At 40.4% G+C, this 17261-nt stretch carries 17 protein-coding genes and 2 riboswitches; of the genes, 5 read left to right on the top strand and 12 right to left on the bottom strand.

What is annotated here, in order from left to right; genetic code table 11:
- The first annotated feature begins 217 nt into the window (after positions 1 to 217).
- Complete coding sequence (locus ACN6NB_RS06230) at positions 218 to 2638, top strand: bifunctional diguanylate cyclase/phosphodiesterase (protein WP_144491159.1); 2421 nt, start codon at positions 218 to 220, stop codon at positions 2636 to 2638.
- Between the two features lie 234 nt (positions 2639 to 2872).
- Here the strand turns inward: ACN6NB_RS06230 and ACN6NB_RS06225 are convergent, their stop codons facing one another.
- From ACN6NB_RS06225 to ACN6NB_RS06215, 3 genes are all read right to left on the bottom strand, one after another.
- A complete protein-coding gene (locus tag ACN6NB_RS06225; RefSeq protein WP_095408317.1) occupies positions 2873 to 3337 on the bottom strand; it encodes a MarR family winged helix-turn-helix transcriptional regulator in 465 nt (154 codons plus the stop codon).
- A gap of 355 nt (positions 3338 to 3692) precedes the next feature.
- Positions 3693 to 3857, bottom strand: a complete 165-nt coding sequence (locus ACN6NB_RS06220; RefSeq protein WP_024426818.1) for a hypothetical protein — start codon at positions 3855 to 3857, stop codon at positions 3693 to 3695.
- A gap of 38 nt (positions 3858 to 3895) precedes the next feature.
- The gene (locus ACN6NB_RS06215; protein ID WP_186319778.1) at positions 3896 to 4051 is read right to left on the bottom strand and encodes a hypothetical protein; all 156 of its coding nucleotides are present in this window, start codon (positions 4049 to 4051) and stop codon (positions 3896 to 3898) included.
- 192 nt (positions 4052 to 4243) lie between these two features.
- Here ACN6NB_RS06215 and ACN6NB_RS06210 point away from each other — a divergent pair, with 192 nt between their 5' ends.
- Entirely contained in the window at positions 4244 to 4573 is a 330-nt protein-coding gene (locus tag ACN6NB_RS06210) for a MerR family transcriptional regulator (protein ID WP_024424656.1), read from the top strand.
- A 128-nt stretch (positions 4574 to 4701) separates the two neighbouring features.
- Here ACN6NB_RS06210 and ACN6NB_RS06205 read toward each other — a convergent pair whose 3' ends face one another.
- On the bottom strand, positions 4702 to 5073 hold the full coding sequence (locus ACN6NB_RS06205) for a cupin domain-containing protein (protein ID WP_081258444.1): 372 nt from the start codon (positions 5071 to 5073) through the stop codon (positions 4702 to 4704).
- A 209-nt stretch (positions 5074 to 5282) separates the two neighbouring features.
- Here ACN6NB_RS06205 and ACN6NB_RS06200 point away from each other — a divergent pair, with 209 nt between their 5' ends.
- Entirely contained in the window at positions 5283 to 6146 is an 864-nt protein-coding gene (locus ACN6NB_RS06200; RefSeq protein ID WP_144491158.1) for a LysR family transcriptional regulator, read from the top strand.
- Positions 6147 to 6210: 64 nt separating this feature from the next.
- Here ACN6NB_RS06200 and ACN6NB_RS06195 read toward each other — a convergent pair whose 3' ends face one another.
- The 8 genes from ACN6NB_RS06195 to ACN6NB_RS06160 form a co-directional block, all read right to left on the bottom strand.
- Entirely contained in the window at positions 6211 to 6609 is a 399-nt protein-coding gene (locus ACN6NB_RS06195) for a metal ABC transporter substrate-binding protein (protein ID WP_039178034.1), read from the bottom strand.
- Between the two features lie 290 nt (positions 6610 to 6899).
- Positions 6900 to 8258: a magnesium transporter gene (gene mgtE / locus ACN6NB_RS06190; protein ID WP_048238682.1), complete on the bottom strand. Its 1359-nt coding sequence runs from the start codon at positions 8256 to 8258 to the stop codon at positions 6900 to 6902.
- Between the two features lie 208 nt (positions 8259 to 8466).
- Positions 8467 to 8631, bottom strand: a riboswitch (M-box (ykoK) riboswitch).
- A gap of 133 nt (positions 8632 to 8764) precedes the next feature.
- Complete coding sequence (locus tag ACN6NB_RS06185; protein WP_180272400.1) at positions 8765 to 8905, bottom strand: hypothetical protein; 141 nt, start codon at positions 8903 to 8905, stop codon at positions 8765 to 8767.
- 76 nt (positions 8906 to 8981) lie between these two features.
- Complete coding sequence (locus tag ACN6NB_RS06180) at positions 8982 to 9500, bottom strand: PepSY domain-containing protein (RefSeq protein ID WP_039178030.1); 519 nt, start codon at positions 9498 to 9500, stop codon at positions 8982 to 8984.
- Positions 9501 to 9593: 93 nt separating this feature from the next.
- A complete protein-coding gene (locus ACN6NB_RS06175; protein ID WP_039178029.1) occupies positions 9594 to 10283 on the bottom strand; it encodes a PepSY domain-containing protein in 690 nt (229 codons plus the stop codon).
- A gap of 66 nt (positions 10284 to 10349) precedes the next feature.
- Positions 10350 to 11699, bottom strand: a complete 1350-nt coding sequence (locus tag ACN6NB_RS06170; protein ID WP_144491157.1) for a sensor histidine kinase — start codon at positions 11697 to 11699, stop codon at positions 10350 to 10352.
- 3 nt (positions 11700 to 11702) lie between these two features.
- Positions 11703 to 12389, bottom strand: a complete 687-nt coding sequence (locus ACN6NB_RS06165; RefSeq protein ID WP_039178024.1) for a response regulator transcription factor — start codon at positions 12387 to 12389, stop codon at positions 11703 to 11705.
- 210 nt (positions 12390 to 12599) lie between these two features.
- Positions 12600 to 12803, bottom strand: a complete 204-nt coding sequence (locus tag ACN6NB_RS06160; RefSeq protein ID WP_039178022.1) for a helix-turn-helix transcriptional regulator — start codon at positions 12801 to 12803, stop codon at positions 12600 to 12602.
- 752 nt (positions 12804 to 13555) lie between these two features.
- Here ACN6NB_RS06160 and ACN6NB_RS06155 point away from each other — a divergent pair.
- Positions 13556 to 14515: a S8 family peptidase gene (locus ACN6NB_RS06155; RefSeq protein ID WP_039178019.1), complete on the top strand. Its 960-nt coding sequence runs from the start codon at positions 13556 to 13558 to the stop codon at positions 14513 to 14515.
- Between the two features lie 112 nt (positions 14516 to 14627).
- Positions 14628 to 14819, top strand: a riboswitch (cobalamin riboswitch).
- Positions 14820 to 14969: 150 nt separating this feature from the next.
- Positions 14970 to 17258 (top strand): 5-methyltetrahydropteroyltriglutamate--homocysteine S-methyltransferase, encoded by a 2289-nt coding sequence (metE, locus tag ACN6NB_RS06150; protein ID WP_474253273.1) that lies wholly within the window; start codon positions 14970 to 14972, stop codon positions 17256 to 17258.
- Positions 17259 to 17261: the final 3 nt, after the last annotated feature.

The following is a 17261-nucleotide window of genomic DNA, read 5'->3' as shown; positions in this document are numbered from 1 at the left end:
TCTATCTCTTTTAGAATCACACCATATATTAAACGAATAAAACCGAAGAAACGATTCGCTTTTCGTCGTTTTTTTACATTAAATTTGATTTTACTATAAAAGAAGGGTGAAAAAAACGTTGATTATTGTATTTAAGTGAAGGAAAGGTGAACACAGAAGCCATTCGATCCGATATATTAAGTATATGTCTGTTTTAAAGTACTGGAGGTTTTCTTACATGACCCATTTAACAGGAAGCTACAATGGATGGCTTGTCTTTCTGTCAATCGCTGTCGCCGCTGTTGCCTCCTACTCAGCTCTTCATATAGCCAGCAGGGTAGCACAATCAAGCGGTGCAAAGAAAAAGGTATGGCTGCTCATTGGTGCAATGATCATGGGAATGGGGATATGGTCGATGCATTTTATTGGCATGATGGCATTTCAAATGCGTGTTGGCATCACATATGATACATACTTACTGATTTTATCGATTTTGGCCTCATTTATCGGATCCTTGATCGCTTTTTCAATATGCATTCAAAAGCAGCTCTCTAGAAGACGGCTGCTCATTAGTTCAATCACCATGGGTTCAGCTATTTGCAGCATGCATTATCTTGGAATGGAATCAATGGCCAATGTCTCAATCAGCTATGATCCAGTCCTCTTTTTTCTTTCGTTTTTCATTGCTGCCATTACCTCCTACTTCTCATTGAAGCTCTTCTTTCGTGTTGACCGCACTAAAAGTAAACGGGAGAATTATCTTTTAAAGGGTCTTGGTTCAATGTTGATGGGCGGTGCTATAGCAGGTATGCATTATACTGGTATGGCTGCTTCTACCATGTTTTATCGTACAAATGGACAGGCTGCTGAAGGTGGTTTTTTTGAAATGTCGCCATTCAGCCTGTCGCTTTTCATCGGATTGATGACACTGATTGTCCAAACGCTGATGATCTTTGGTGCCTATATTGATCACCGGATCATGACACAGTCAGATCAGCTGAAGGAAAATGAACAGCGGTTTCAATCGCTGATCAAGCATAATATAGACGGTATTATCGTGTTATCTGTCCATCGAAAGGTGCTTTCTGCAAATGACTCAGGTAAACAAATCTTAGAGTTGTGCAATTCTAAGATTGGTGATGATGTCAGCCAATATGTGATGCCTACTGAATTGTGGGAAGAATTTATTTCTCAGTCAAAAAAAGCCATTACACGCGAAGCAGAACTGAAAGCAGCAGATCGTTTTTATTATTATCATGTCACTTACATACCTGTCCATGTAAACAATTCACTCGACAGCATTTATCTTGTTTTAAAAGATTTAACGCAGCAGCGGATAGCAGAAAAAGAAATTCATGTGATGGCACATTATGATGCATTAACAGAGCTTCCTAACCGCCGCCACGGCATTAATCATTTAAATGATGTTCTCTCCGCTCAAGAAAAGTCAAAAACATCAACAGCGGTTCTGTTTCTTGACTTAAATCGTTTTAAAATTATTAATGATGCACTTGGGCATAACATCGGAGACTTACTGCTGAAAGCTGCCGCAAATAGACTGACGCAATGTTTACCGGACAATGGCTTTATCGCAAGACTTGGCGGCGATGAATTTTTAATGATCTTTCCTCACATGGATCATGATACATATAAAGTCGAACAATTTTCTAAAAATATCATCCATCAATTTGAACGTCCTTTTTTCATCCAGAACCATCAGCTCATTACATCCATCAGCATTGGAATCGCTATCTCTCCGCAAAATGGCAAAGACGGAATGGAGCTGATGAGAAAAGCCGATATGGCCATGTATTTATCCAAAAAACATAAGCAAAGCCGTTATGAGTTCTTTACCGAATCCATGGAAAGATTGAGTGAGGACAGGTTAAACCGGGAGCTGGAGCTGAGGGATGCCATTCAAAGAGAACAATTTGTCCTTCACTACCAGCCGCAAGTCAGTGCCAAAACAAGAAAGATGACTGGGGTTGAAGCCCTTTTAAGAATGAAGGCACCAGATGGTTCCTTAAAGTCACCTGAGGCTTTTATTGAGCTGGCAGAGGAATCAGGACTGATCATCGATATTGGCAGATGGGTCATTGATACGGCTGGCAAGCAGGCAAAAAGGTGGTATGACGATGGGCTAAAGATCCCTGTGGCTGTGAATTTATCTGCGAAACAATTCAATTCTGAAGACTTAATTGATTTGATCAAGCTGACACTGAAAAAATACGACCTGAAACCGTCCCTCTTGGAGCTTGAAGTCACAGAAAGTATGACAATGGACAATATCAAGCAATCAAAACAAGTGCTGACATCGCTAAAACAGCTTGGCGTCCGCATTAGTATTGATGATTTCGGTACAGGCCACAGCTCCTTAAGCTATTTAAAGGATTTACCTATTCATCGGCTGAAAATTGATAAATCCTTTATTGAGGATATTTTAAGTGATTCAAAGTCAGAACAGATTACAGGGGCTATTATAGCGATGGGACACCAATTATCTCTCGAAGTGATAGCAGAAGGTGTTGAAACATTTGCACAGGCCCAGCTATTATCTGCCCAGGGCTGTGACGACCTGCAAGGGTTCTATTATGCCAAGCCGCTGCCAGCAAGCGATATTGAAAAATTCATCGCCTATCCGGCGCATCTTGATACATAAAAAAGGTGCCAATCATGGCACCTTCCAGCGTGCAGACAAACCCTCGCATTCGGTGTCAGTCCTGCGTGCCGGTGCTCACGAATGCTCAATTCGCTCCGCTCCGGTACTCGTCCTTCCTAGACTTCAAAGGTTTTCTGTCACGCTGAGCCGAGAAGAAGACAAAGGGCTAAAATAAAGATCACTTTAGCCCTTTATCAACAATCGAAAAGGTGCCAATCATGGCACCTTTTCGTTTTATCTAAATAATAAATGCTGACTGTGAATACCTGCTTTTTTCAATAGACTAATCAATTGCTCTTGTTCTTCACGCGTCAGACCAGAGAATGCACGCGCAATCCGAAGAGAGTGGATCGGATAAATCTTGTCAAGATAACTTCGCCCTTTATCCGTTAAATGGGCATAAACCGAACGTTTATCCTTAGGGTCCTGTTCTCTTTCAATGAAACCATTTCGTTCTAATTTGTCAATTACGTACGTCACATTCCCGCTGACAAGCAGGAGTCTTGAGCCGATTTGCTGAAGCTTTTGAGCACCTCTCGTGTACAGTAATTCAAGTACGGCAAATTCAGTTGGATTAAACCCATGCTCTTTGCTGTCTCTAATACTGTGTTCTGAAACGCTTTTAAATGCTCTTGCAAAAACCTTGTAAAGCGTCATTGAGCGTTCTACTTCTTCTTCATTAAACGATAGTCTCATCACATATCTACCTCTTATAATATTTTTTTAACTTCAAGGCTGTCTTGCGGTGCAGTTGGAGCCTTTCGTAAAAAATAGAAGTACGTTTTTGAAAACCCTTTCAACCACATAAGTGACTCCATTCGTGTTATGTATAAGTTTTCGATATAAACTTTTAAAATCCTTCTTATTTTTCACAATCATCTCGAAAAAAAGCTTTTTCAGCAAACCATCAAGATGCGACACACTTTAACATAATCTGTAAAGAATCTATGGTTTCTTGCACTTCATTCGCCAAATTTCTACAAAATTCAATATTGCTATAATATTAAACAAAAAAAGAACCCTTTATGTGACATACGCACATTTCAAGGGATTTTTACAAACAGCGCTCTGTTTTGTTGAAAAAGAAATGATACTCTTTTTTTAAGTCACTAATTGTCATGTTCTTGGCCGCATCAGGGCTGTAAACCCCCAATGAACATAGCTGCTTCGTATAATAATGTCTTTCTTTTGCTAAAGCTTCTTTTAATATACGCCGCACCGATTATCCCCTCCTATCAAGTGATTTGGATCGGGTGCTTATGAAGACCTCTCATACAAATCATTTTGCATGGCTCTTAGAAGCGCATGTGCATTCTGACCCGCAGCCTGCATGAATTGCTCGAGCAATTCATCCCTCTTCACATCTAATGCGATGATTTCTTTTGCCATACGAATGATCTGTGCTTGCTCCATTATATGCTCCTCCTCCTATGTCAACTCACCATGATTATATGCCGACGTAAGATGCATTGCACATTACCTGTTATCTTTCCTTCCATAGTTTTTTCATTTTTTTCGTTTTTGTGTTATATTTTCTAACAAACGATAGGTTTTTTTACTTCTCGTTCTATATAATATGAAGAAAAGACTTGCAGGGGTGAGTATATGACGCAGGAAGATGTATCTTATAAAGATAAAAAAGTCATTTCAATCGGGATTGTCAGTGAGTTAACAGGGCTATCCGTCAGGCAAATCCGATATTATGAGGAACGTAAACTCATTTACCCCCAGCGCTCAACAAGAGGCACACGGAAATATTCTTTTGCAGATGTTGAACGTTTAATGGACATCGCCAATAAACGGGAAGACGGTGTGCAGACAGCTGAAATTTTAAAAGACATGAAGAAAAAAGAACAAGCGCTAAAAAGCGGACAATTTAAGAAAAAAATGCTTGAAGGCCAGATTAATGCACACTTTCGGTATAAAAATCGTTAAACAAAAAAAGAATCGCTTATTCTTTAAAATCAAAGTTTTGTTCGTATTGATTGTTGCAATTGCTGAATGAAAAAGAGACAGCGATTGCTGCCTCTTTTTTAACTAACGCACCTGTTAAGTGCAACGAGTTAGTGTTCATCGATTCGCTCAGGAATCGAAACGGTTCGTTCATTGACCACATTCCCCGTGTTTAGCGTCGTTTTGGGTTCAATTAATAGCAAATGAACTTCTTCTTCAGCAATTGGCTGATGTTCAATTCCTTTAGGAATCACAATAAACTCCCCTTCATTAAGAGCTATTTCTTTATCCCTGAAACGGATGACCAGCTTCCCTTTACATACAAAAAACATTTCATCCTCTTCATCATGGTGATGCCAAATGAATTCACCTTTAACTTTTACCATCTTAATGTATGAATCGTTCAATTCTCCGCTTATTCTAGGATTCCAATAATCATTTATTTGCAAAAATTTCTCTTGGACATTCGTCTTTGAAATCAATAGATTCCCTCCTCATTCATTGGAAACGTTTGTTCTTCTTTTCCTAGATAAAATTCCCTACCTCACCATCCTCCTCATGATCAGATACCAAGGGACACAATTAGCATCAACCTCTTATATCTTTAAGTTTACTTATTCCATTGGATCACGTAAAATCAAAAAATAATGTATAGTTGATCACAATTTGTGATGCAAAAAGGAGAGTTATTTTGGATATTAAATCTTTGGAAGTGTTTAAAGCCGTTGCAATTGAACAAAGCATCACAAAAGCGGCACAGAAATTGAATTATGTGCAGTCCAATGTTACTGCACGAATCCAACGTCTTGAACAAGAATTAGGAGTTCCTCTTCTCTATCGATATCATAAGAAGATATCTTTAACACCTGCAGGACGCGAACTATTGCCCTATGTAAACAAATTACTCTACGATTTCGAAGAAGCGATAGAGGCAGTAAAGCTTTCCTCTACTCCGCGGGGAACTTTACACATTGGATCTATAGAGTCAACCGCTTCTACAAGATTGCCAAAAATTTTTGCCGAATATCATAAGAATTTTCCACAAGTAGAATTGAGTATGTATATGGCACCTACAGTAGATCAAGTTAATTCTATTCTCAACTACAAGGTAGACGGCGCATTGGTAGATGGGCCCATTCTTCATCCGGAAATTATGGAGTATCCTGTATTGGACGAATCCCTGGTCCTGATTACAAGCTACTCCTCGGAGCAATTCCAGGTAGAATCAATTTTACACGAACCATTGCTCTCGTCATTCGCTCATTGCATCTATTTAGGCCGTTGGCAGCAATGGCTAGAGAGCAGCGGTTATCCTCCTATGAAGGTAATGGAATATGGTACTTTAGAGGGCGTGCTTAAATGCGTTGAAAACGGTCTGGGAGTTACCGTATTACCAAAATCTATGGTTGAATCCCGGGTGCAAGGCGGCTTTACCTGTCATCCATTACCGGAGCCACATAGAATAGTACCCACTGTGTTTATAAGGCGCCGCGATTCTTACATGACCAGTGCCCTCTCACACTTTATGGAGTTAATGGGTATAACTGATTTGTGATAAAAAAAAGATAGGAGAGCTAATTTTTGTCAGCTCTTCTATCCTTTTAAATATACCTTGACTTTTATTTAGAGGATGCCTCAGACCCTTCAACAACCCCTACAAAGTCAATTCGCACACCGCCTCTTTCTGGATCTTCTTTCACCCGAAGGGCAAGTGCCTTTTTCTTCCCGGTTTTTGCATCTTCATAATTCGCATGGAACACATGAATGCTGGCTTCTTCTAATTGAAAATCCTCATAAGAAATTGTGTCTATGCCCCATTCTTTTTTCAATTTCAGAATGTCATTTGGGCTCGGGACCGCACCTTCGACGTAGACGTCTTCCATTTTTCTTTTATTTCCTTCAGTGATGGCTTCAAGCATATGCTCTGCAGCCACTAGCCTCCGGTCTTTCCCCTCGTCTTCCCTTTGACATGCATTCAGCAAAAGCAAACACATCACAATGAATAAAAACTTCTTCATGTTTCTCTCCCACCTTCTCCTTAAAATGTAAAGGATGGAAGCGCTATATGCAATCTTTATACAAAAAAAGACTGTAAAACGTCATGTTTTACAGTCTTAGATTGTGGACAAAGGATGGTTCTTTGTCTACCTTTCAGCGCGATCTGAAAACCTTTGAAGTCTAGGAAGGACGAGTACCGGAGCGGAGCGAATTGAACATTCGTGAGCACCGGCACGCAAGGACTGACACCGAATGCAAGGGTTTGTCAGCGCGCTGAGACTGTAAAACGTCATGTTTTACAGTCTTCTTGCTACATAAGTGTATGGAGGAACGCTGTCGCAATTCCAAAATAGATGAGCAGTGATAAAATATCATTCAATGTTGTAATAAGCGGCCCAGATGCAATAGCAGGGTCGACGTTTAATCTGTGTAAAATAATAGGCACGATCGTACCTGCCATCGTTCCAATAATCAGTGTGGCAAGTAGTGAGGACCCGACAACAAAACCTAAAATCATATTGCCCTGCCACACCATTGCGACGACTGTAATAATGATGGAACAGACAATCCCAATGTAAATACTTGTTCGGAGCTCTCTAAAAATCAGGCGTACAATGGTTTTTTTCGTTAATTCCTCTTTTGAAAGTCCTCTAATGACGACCGCTAGCGACTGTGTCCCTGTATTCCCTGTCATCCCAGCAATCATTGGCATGAAGAAGGCTAAAGCGACGACTTGCTGAAGGGTATCTTCAAAGTAATTTAAAATACTGCCTGAAATCAGCCCAATGAATAAGAGCAAAATGAGCCACGGGAGACGTCGGTATGCTGCAACAAAAGCGGGCGTGTCGAATGTAATATCTTTACCAGAGGCTGCGAACTTCTCATAGTCTTCTCCTGCCTCTTGGATGACGACATCAATGATATCATCGACTGTGACGATTCCGACGAGGACATTGTTCTCTTCCACGACAGGAATGGCAAGAAAATCATACCGTTCAATCAGCTTGGCGATTTCTTCCTGATCCTGAAAGGCTCCAACGGCAATGACTCTTGTAAACATAAGATCCTGCACTTTTTCATCTGGTTCACCTAAAATGAGATCACGGTACGACAGAACCCCTACAAGCTGCTTTTGATCGTTAATAACATATAAATAGTTGATCGATTCTGCAATTTCAGCAAAGCTTTTCAACTTCACAACTGCGTCCTGAACCGTATAGTGCTGAGGAATCCATACGTACCGGTTGGTCATAATCCGGCCTGCTGTCTCAGCAGGATAATTCATGAGAAGCTGGACGGCCTTTGATTCCTCTGCCTCCATGTTTGATAAAAGCTGATCTTTCAGCTCATCATCCATTTCATCAAACAAGTTGGCTAGGTCATCGTTATCCATTTTGTTTGTGACGAAGGTGGCTTTGTCTTTCCCTACTTTTTCAAGCACAATTTCTTGGTACTCGCGCTCAAGCTCACCCATCATTTCCGTCACATCATCGACTGTTAAAAAGCTAAGGAAGCGGCCGCGGTGTTTTTCTGGAAGTTCTTTAAATAAATAGGCCATATCATATGGCTGAAGTTCTTCCATAATGTTTTTGAATTCTTTGCGTTTGCCATCTCTTAACAAAATAATGATTCTTAAAATGAGTTCATCGTACGTAATGTTCTGTATCATCGCTGTTACCTCCCCAAAGTCAGGAGATACCCGAATCCCTTAGAATGTGCGGGGGTCAGGATCTCCTCTGTCTGATGCGTCAATCTGATCTTTTGACATACTCTCTATGTGTCTCGAATCGGGATGATCCATCCCCACACCTCCTTTTCTCATAAAAAAGCACCTTCAACCGAATGAAGGCGCTTTGTAAGCATGACAAAATAAACACTTGCTCCTTCAATCGTAGAGCTTTAGCACTGTATGGCATAGGATAAAATCCAGCTGCATTAAAAATCACCTTATGTCGATGATTTCTGTTGACCCATTGGCGTCTTTGGACATTTTTGGGCAGCAGCGTATCTCCATACAGGAGCCTCACCTAACGAAGTCTCATATTGTTAACACACTGAGATTACAGAAAAAGCGGAATGATGTCAATAAGCAAGATGCCAAGTATTCTTATGTATTCGCTTACTTTTCAAAAAAAGAGCGATGGACAACTCTTACCATCGCCCTTTCATGTCTTTTTATTCCTCTTCCGGCTGATTCATATCCTCTTGGGAGAGGAGATGAAAGGAATCATGCAAAAACAAAGCATATCCTTCTCCATCAGGATGCGGAACGTATTCCGCATAATCCATTGTCTGCTCTTCTTCTTTTTTCTTCATATTCTCTCGCCTCCTTTCCCGTAGTTTGTCCCAATGAAAAAACCTTACACATGAAAGTGTAAGGTTTGATGATGGCTTAATCATCCCATTCTTGCTTCAGGATTTTGCCCGTTTTAGCGGAAATCTCAAAATCAACTTCTTCGCCGCTTGGTGTTGTGATTTCAACTTCATAGATGTACACACCATTTTCTTTATCTAGATCAGAATCGGTGACTGTGCCTTTTACTTTTGCAAGAGCAATTTTTTCAGCTTGTTTTTTCGTGATCTTCACATTCTGTTTCTTTTCTTTGACTGGATCATTCAGCGCTTTTCCAGTTTTTGCATCGACATATACTTTATATTCAAAGCCGCCTTTTTTAATCTCGACCTCATACACCCATTTTCCTTTTTTACGCTCAAGATCCACATCGTCTACATAGCCTTTCACCACTTTTAAGGCTGCTTTTTCAGCTTGTTTCTTTGAAACAAAAGACGATTTCTTTTGCACGACTTGCTCGGCGTTTGCTGTTTGATTTGTATTTTGCGCTTGAAGTGTGAAACCACCTGCGACAAGAGTTCCCGTTAATGCTGTAGCTACTAGTACTTTTTTCATCATGTTCATTTCCTCCTCTTTTTGATTTCTTCTATATCTTAAGAAAACAAGATGATAAAGGAAGGAAAGAAACATGAGAATATCATGAGAAAAGGATTAGTTTTCGTACGTAATGCCCTCAATGTCTCCTGTATAGGCGTTCACAAGTACCTCTGCCTCTCTGCCGTCAGGCAAATCCAGCTCCACCTCAAAAACGAGCATACCGCTGAATGTTTCAAGATCGGCATCATCCACTGTTCCGCCAACTTCTTTGACGGCAATTTGGATCGCTTCCTCGACAGTGATTTTTGTGAGCTTCTTTTCTTTAGAGGTTGGTTTTTTCTTTTCTGCTTCAAGCACCTTGAATGACTGTTTGTCGACCTCGACTTGATACAATTCTTTTTTTGATTGGATGGTAAAAATAAAACGATCTGTCGTCTCTTTTTTTTGAATGACGGTTCCGCTCACCTTTTTAACAGCCGCCTCTTCTGCCTGGAGCTCAGCATTTTTTTCATTCGGCTTCTGATAGCTTTTTAACTGTCTAATTTCTTTCATTTGACCGCTTGAAGAAGATGCAATGATTTGGTAGATGCCATTTGCATTTTCCAGCGTCAATGTATAGTCCTGTTTATGGTTGATTAGATCAATATGTGTAATGTTTCCATTGTAGTCTTTTGAGATCATTTTTTTCATTTCTGCTTCACTTAATATTTTATGATCAATGGTTTGGATCATGAGCATTGCAAAGGCCGCAAGAATTGCAAGACATCCTGCGAGCGCAAGCACCATTTTCGTTTTTCTAGACATGCAGCGCCTCCTTCCTATTTCCTATTTTATAAGGAGGAAATGAGAAATTGATGAGAAAAGACCCATTCATTTCTGAAAAAGAATGGTCATGGCTGTCCCTTCGCCGATACGGCTGTCTACCTTCAGCTCGGCCCCATGTTCTTCTGCAATTTGCTTCGCAATTGAAAGACCAAGACCGGTTCCGCCCGTCTCGCTGTTTCTCGCTTCATCCACACGGAAAAAGCGGTCAAAGATTTTCGGCAGATCCTCTTCTTTTATACCGATTCCTTGATCAATCACTGAAATAAACGGCTTGTCTCCTGCCCATCCGCAGGTCACATCAACTGGCTCTCTACTATATTTGACCGCATTATCAATTAAGATGGTCAAAAGCTGTTTGATTTTCTCTTCGTCTCCTTCTGCGATCAGCGGCTGATCTGTCTGCACATGGAATTGGATCGTTCGATTGGTGGCCACTTCAAGTGTATGACATAGCTGCTTGCACAAATGACCAAGATCAACCGGCTTCATATCCAAGTATAACGGCTGACCGTTTTTCGCCAATGTCAGTAATTGATCTGTCAGTCTTTTCATTTTTTTCGCTTCATCATGAATCGCTTGGGAAGATTCTTCTACAACCTCTGGACGTGTTTGCCCCCAGCGTTTTAGTAAATTGCTGTAGCTCATAATGACGGTAATCGGAGTCTTTAATTCATGAGAGGCATCATGCAAAAATTGCTGTTCTTTTTCATAATGCTTCTCGAGAATCTCGGACATTTCATTAAAGGTTTGTCCCATTTGATATAGTTCATCCTTTGAATCGCCTGTTAATTCAATTCGTTTAAACGCCTTCTCTTTCATACTTGCCTTCATGGTACTCGTTATTCTGCTAATCGGCCGGACAATTTGCTTTGTTAACACGTGGCCAGCAAAATAGGAAAGCACAATAAACAAAACGCCGGTTGTGATTAAAATCATTTTTAATAACGCTAAGTTCTCTTCCGTATTTTCGATTTCTTCATATACTTGAAGCGACATAATCTCACCATTTGTCCAAATGACCGGAATAGCAGCGAACGCAACCATATGCTTATTGTATTCTTTGATTTCAGCCGTCTGGCCAGATTCGTATGTAAAAGGCAGTGAGCTAAACGTTGATTCCTTTGTGACAGTCAGTTTTGACTCTTCCGATTCTGTCACGACACGGATCATGCCATTTTGAGGCAGGTACGCCTTCAGCAGCTCCGAGGACGGAAGACCCTCTTCCTCTGATTTTTTTAAAGCAATGGCAATATTTTCAGCCACCTCAGACAAACGGGACATATCTTTTTGCGTCAAGGTCATCGAAAAAATAAAATAAATGGCTGTATGAAACAAGAGCACCATTAAAAACAAAGACAACGACGTATAAAGCTGAATCTTATTTTTTAATCTCATTCTTTATCCTTTCATCACATAACCCACACCTCTCACTGTGTGAATCAGCTGTTTTTCGAATGGGTAATCGATTTTTTTCCTTAAATAACGGATATAGACATCAACCACGTTTGTATCACCAAAATAATCAAAACCCCAAACCGCTGTTAAAAGCTGATCTCTTGTGAGCACTTGCTGCTGATGGTTCAGTAAGTGGACAAGCAGATCATATTCTCTCGGCGTGAGTTCAAGCATTTGCCCAGCCCTTTGTATTTCTCTTGTTTTCTCGTTGACCGTTAAATCTGCTATGCTCAGCTCTGTCTCCTTTTCTTCTTGTGCATGTATATTCAGTCTTAGCTGCGCGCGAATTCGTGCTAATAATTCTTCTATGTCAAAAGGTTTTGTTATATAATCATTCGCCCCAAGATCGAGCCCGCTTACTTTATCAGGGACACTCCCCCTTGCTGTAATCAAAATAATAGGTGTCGCTGTATTTGTCTTTCGAACCCTTCTCAGCACTTCAAGACCACTTAACTCTGGAAGCATGACGTCAAGCAGCACCAAATCGAAGCTGTCTTCTTCAAGAGCCTGAAGGCCGGCCATTCCTGTCTCTTTGACTGTCACCTCATATCCTTCATATTCAAGTTCAAGTGACAGCACCCTTGCGATTTTCTTTTCATCTTCGACTACGAGTATCTTCCCTTTGTTCATCTCTATCTCTCCTATCTGAAAGGCAAGCTTGTCTTTCCATTATTATATGTTGCCTTTCTCATTTGGAACAGTCACAATCTTCACATCTATTTTTTCATAAAAGAAGAAATATATTGAATGAAGTTGTTTTTTAACACAGTAACCGCACATCAATTGAAAGGAAAATAAAACGGCTAACCACTCAAAAAAAGACCTCATCTTGAGGCCTGTTTACTTTTTTATAGGTCTGCTGACAAAGAGCTGATCTACTGAAGTTCCTAAAACAAAAGCTATGTCAAAAGCTAATTGCAAAGTGGGGTCATATTTATCATTTTCGATCGCATTTATGGTTTGTCTCGACACCTTACAAAGTTTAGCTAATTCTTCTTGAGACAATTTATTAGATTTTCTTAGCTCTCTAATATGATTCTGCATTTAATCACCATATTTTTTTCTGTAAATGAGGAATGTGAATACATATATTATTGAAACCACAGACAGGAACGCGATAGGTGAAATCCCAATGCCCTGATTTGAGTTCCCTTGAATCGTTAGAAAGATATTCTGTGCGACTTCTAATAAAAGCATACCGAAAACCACAATAAACGCATAAGATTGAGCTTTCGAGTAAATAAATCTCTTTCGTTCATCACCCTTTTGAATCATCGAAGTGATCAAAATGAACAATCCGATCAATAATATTATAACTGAATAGACAACCTTTACGTAATCCAATCTTTAGTCCCCTTTCAAATAAAATGTCAAATATTCTTTACATTTATAATCATAGCATTAGTCCCTTAAATGTCAAATACTTTTTACATTTCTTATTCTTTATAAAATTATCATTGAAAAGCAATATTCTGCTCTCATGGTTTATCTATTTTCTTCTCTTCTTTCATCTATTGATTCTTTTTCAATCTGCCTATTTTAGTTCTATTCACCCATTTTCATCTGTACAGGTGCAACCTCACTATGCAGCATTTCCTTCTTTTTCATATGATATCAAGAGTTTTCTTCAAAAGGTGAGCTCTTTCGTCAATAAGTGAGGAGAACTGCACTTTTGATAATAGAATGATTATTTGAAAAATTATTACAATTGACCCTTTCCGATCAAAAGTTTCTTTTATACAATAACATTATGCAGCCTGAATCTACTTTGAAAACAAAATAAGGAGGGCTTTCTTATGAAAGGTGAAATTCGCTTAATTCCGTATGAAGTAAAAGCCAATGTGATGGAAGCGAAAGAGACGCCGGAAAGTATTCAGGAGATTAAAGCACCCGAACTTTGGTCAAGTGGCTTCAAAGGAAAAGGCATAACCATTGCTGTCCTTGATACAGGCTGTGACACAGAGCATCCCGACTTAAAAGATCAGATTATCGGAGGAAAGAACTTTACCGATGATGACGATGGAGATGCTGAAAATGTCAAAGACTACAATGGGCATGGTACCCATGTAGCAGGAACGATTGCCGCAACAGATCAAAATGGCGGAATTTTAGGGGTTGCCCCTGAAGCCAAGCTGCTCATCGTGAAAGTTCTTGGCGGTGAAAATGGCAGCGGAAAATACGAATGGATCATTGATGGCATCAACTATGCTGCAGAGCAGAAGGTTGATATTATCTCCATGTCTCTCGGTGGTCCAAGCAATGAGCCAGCCCTGCAGGAAGCCATTCAAAATGCGGTGAAAAGCGGTGTGCTTGTTGTGTGCGCAGCAGGAAATGAAGGGGACGGGGACGAGCGTACGGAAGAGTTCTCCTACCCAGCAGCATACAATGAAGTCATTGCCGTCGGTTCTGTTTCCCTTGCTAGAGAATCCTCTGAATTTTCTAATGCCAATAAAGAAATCGACCTCGTCGCTCCAGGAGAAGACATTTTATCCACTCTCCCTAACCATAAATATGGCAGACTCACAGGGACTTCAATGGCTGCCCCTCACGTAAGCGGTGCACTAGCCATTATTAAAAATGCCGAAGAAGAAGCGTTCCAGCGCAAGCTGACAGAGCCTGAGATCTATGCTCAGCTTGTCAGAAGAACCCTTCCATTAAAACAGTCGAAAGCCCTTGTAGGGAATGGATTTTTATATTTAACTGCGCCTGATGTCCTTTTAGAAAAAACATTGGAAGCAGATCTTTTATCTCTATAGCTTAAATAGAGGTCCTGAGAAAAGTAAGAATTTTCTCAGGATTTTTTTAATTAAAATTATTCAAAATTTACTTTGACGAAATGAAGTGAACGTTATATAATCGAACACAATAAATTCATAGTTTGAGAGTCGGTAATTCGATTACACGTCGAATTTTAATTGGGAAGACCGGTGTAAATCCGGCGCGGTCCCGCCACTGTGAGTGAGGAGAGCTTTTCTCAGTAATCCACTGTCATTAAGATGGGAAGGATGAAAAGCTTGTAGATTCACCAGCCAGGATACCAGCCGCTCTATCACATCAAACCCCCTACGGTTGATAGGAGATGTCGGAAAAGCGTCAGTGTTACTCACGCCTTATTTCGCACACACATTTTGTCTTTTAAACCAGACATTTACCTCATCAATCTTGATCATGAGCGTAAATGTCTTTTTATATTTAGAGGAGGAATTGGAATTGACAATTGTTAAAACAAGTAATCTAGGCTTTCCGCGAATTGGTTTAAACAGAGAATGGAAAAAAGCACTTGAGTCTTACTGGAAAGGTCAAACAGACCGCGAAACCCTCTTAAGCACACTGGATGAACAATTTTTAACTGCCATTAAAACACAAATCGATCAACAAATTGATGTTGTACCTTCTGGAGACTTTACCTTCTATGATCACGTACTGGATACTGCTGTTATGTTCAATTGGATTCCAGAGCGCTTCCGCAGCTTAAAAGACCCGCTAGATACATACTTCGCGATGGCAAGAGGGACAAAAGATGCCGTCTCAAGTGAAATGACAAAATGGTTTAATACAAACTATCACTACATCGTTCCAGAATACGAAAAAAGCACAGAATTTAAACTCACACACAACAAACCGCTTGAAGCTTACGAAAAGGTGAAAAAGGCATTTGGTGTTGAAACAAAACCGGTTGTACTTGGTCTTTATACATTTGTCTCACTTTCTAAAGGTTATGAAGCAAATGAAGTGAAAGAAATCCAGCAGCGTCTAGTGCCGCTTTATACGCAGCTTTTAAAAGAACTTGAAGAAGCCGGCGTCAAATGGGTTCAAATTGATGAACCTGCACTTGTCACAGCTTCAAGTGAAGACGTAAAATCCGTAAAAGAAATTTATCAAACGATCAAAGAAGCCGTACCTGGCTTGAACATTCTTCTTCAAACCTACTTTGATTCAGTAGATGCGTATGAAAAGCTTGTCACATATCCTGTTGAAGCAATCGGTCTTGATTTTGTCCATGATCAAGGGCGCAACCTGGATCAAGTGAAAAAGCACGGCTTCCCGAAAGATAAAATTTTAGCAGCTGGCATCATTGATGGAAGAAATATTTGGAGATCAGATCTTGGGGAAAGATTATCCTTTATTTCTGAAGTCATTGCTGAGGCTCAGCCGAAAGAAGTATGGCTGCAGCCATCAAGCAGCTTACTGCATGTACCAGTTGCCAAGCACCCAAGTGAACAGCTTGAAGAAAAACTATTAAACGGACTATCTTATGCCACTGAAAAGCTGGCTGAATTGACATTATTAAAAGAAGGTTTAACAAAAGGAGCAGCTGCCATTGATGCCGACATTAACGAAGCAGCACAAGCACTTCTTACCTTAAAAGAGTTCGCAAAAGGAACAAATGCGGATCTCACAGCGGAACGCAACAATCTTTCATCGAAAGATTTTAAACGTCCAGTTGCCTTTGAAGAACGCCTGCGTATCCAAAACGAATCTCTTGAGCTCCCGCTTCTTCCAACCACAACAATTGGCAGCTTCCCGCAGTCTGCCGAAGTACGCAGTGCTCGTCAAAAGTGGCGCAAAAATGAGTGGACAGATGCAGAGTATGATGAATTTATTAAGAAAGAAACAAAACGATGGATTGATATTCAAGAAGAAATTGGCCTGGATGTGCTCGTACATGGAGAATTTGAACGGACAGACATGGTTGAATACTTCGGTGAAAAGCTAGCCGGATTTGCCTTTACAAAATTTGCTTGGGTACAATCCTATGGATCACGCTGCGTGAAGCCGCCAATCATTTATGGAGATGTAGAGTTTATAGAGCCAATGACAGTGAAAGAGACAGTTTACGCACAAAGTTTAACAGAGAAAAAAGTTAAAGGAATGCTGACAGGACCTGTTACCATCTTAAACTGGTCTTTCCCAAGAACGGATATCTCTCGAAAAGACATTGCTTTCCAAATCGCTTTCGCTTTGCGTAAAGAGGTAGAAGCTTTAGAGGCAGCTGGTATTCAAGTGATCCAAGTGGATGAGCCTGCGCTAAGAGAAGGACTTCCGCTCAAAGAAAGTGATTGGGCAGAATATTTAAACTGGGCAGCAGAGTCATTCCGTTTATCCACATCATCCGTTCAAAATGACACACAAATTCATACACATATGTGCTACAGTAACTTCGAGGATATTGTCGATACGATCGAAGACTTGGATGCTGACGTGATTACAATTGAACATTCACGCAGTCATGGCGGATTCCTCGATTACTTAGAAAAGCACCCGTATTTGAAAGGACTTGGACTAGGCGTTTATGACATCCATAGCCCGCGCGTTCCATCTGTTGAAGAAATGAGCGAAATCATTGATGATGCGCTGAACGTTTGTCCAACAGATCGCTTCTGGGTGAATCCGGATTGCGGTCTAAAAACTAGACAAGAGCCTGAAACCATTGCTGCTTTGAAAAACATGGTCACAGCTGCTCAAGTCGCTCGTAAAAAGCTGGCGCAGCACGCATAATTG

This window comes from Bacillus sp. 11B20, assembly GCF_056098985.1.
The sequence above is the reverse complement of the archived record's forward strand: the minus strand, read 5'-3'. Positions and strand labels throughout refer to the sequence as shown.

Bases quoted from the DNA above. Each gene is read 5' to 3' on its own strand.
- ACN6NB_RS06230 (WP_144491159.1), top strand. From the start codon at position 218: ATGACCCATTTAACAGGAAGCTACAATGGATGGCTTGTCTTTCTGTCA.
- ACN6NB_RS06215 (WP_186319778.1), bottom strand. From the start codon at position 4,051: ATGGAGCAAGCACAGATCATTCGTATGGCAAAAGAAATCATCGCATTA.
- ACN6NB_RS06210 (WP_024424656.1), top strand. From the start codon at position 4,244: ATGACGCAGGAAGATGTATCTTATAAAGATAAAAAAGTCATTTCAATC.
- ACN6NB_RS06195 (WP_039178034.1), bottom strand. From the start codon at position 6,609: ATGAAGAAGTTTTTATTCATTGTGATGTGTTTGCTTTTGCTGAATGCA.
- mgtE (WP_048238682.1), bottom strand. From the start codon at position 8,258: ATGATACAGAACATTACGTACGATGAACTCATTTTAAGAATCATTATT.
- ACN6NB_RS06185 (WP_180272400.1), bottom strand. From the start codon at position 8,905: ATGAAGAAAAAAGAAGAAGAGCAGACAATGGATTATGCGGAATACGTT.
- ACN6NB_RS06180 (WP_039178030.1), bottom strand. From the start codon at position 9,500: ATGATGAAAAAAGTACTAGTAGCTACAGCATTAACGGGAACTCTTGTC.
- ACN6NB_RS06175 (WP_039178029.1), bottom strand. From the start codon at position 10,283: ATGTCTAGAAAAACGAAAATGGTGCTTGCGCTCGCAGGATGTCTTGCA.
- ACN6NB_RS06170 (WP_144491157.1), bottom strand. From the start codon at position 11,699: ATGAGATTAAAAAATAAGATTCAGCTTTATACGTCGTTGTCTTTGTTT.
- ACN6NB_RS06165 (WP_039178024.1), bottom strand. From the start codon at position 12,389: ATGAACAAAGGGAAGATACTCGTAGTCGAAGATGAAAAGAAAATCGCA.
- ACN6NB_RS06160 (WP_039178022.1), bottom strand. From the start codon at position 12,803: ATGCAGAATCATATTAGAGAGCTAAGAAAATCTAATAAATTGTCTCAA.
- ACN6NB_RS06155 (WP_039178019.1), top strand. From the start codon at position 13,556: ATGAAAGGTGAAATTCGCTTAATTCCGTATGAAGTAAAAGCCAATGTG.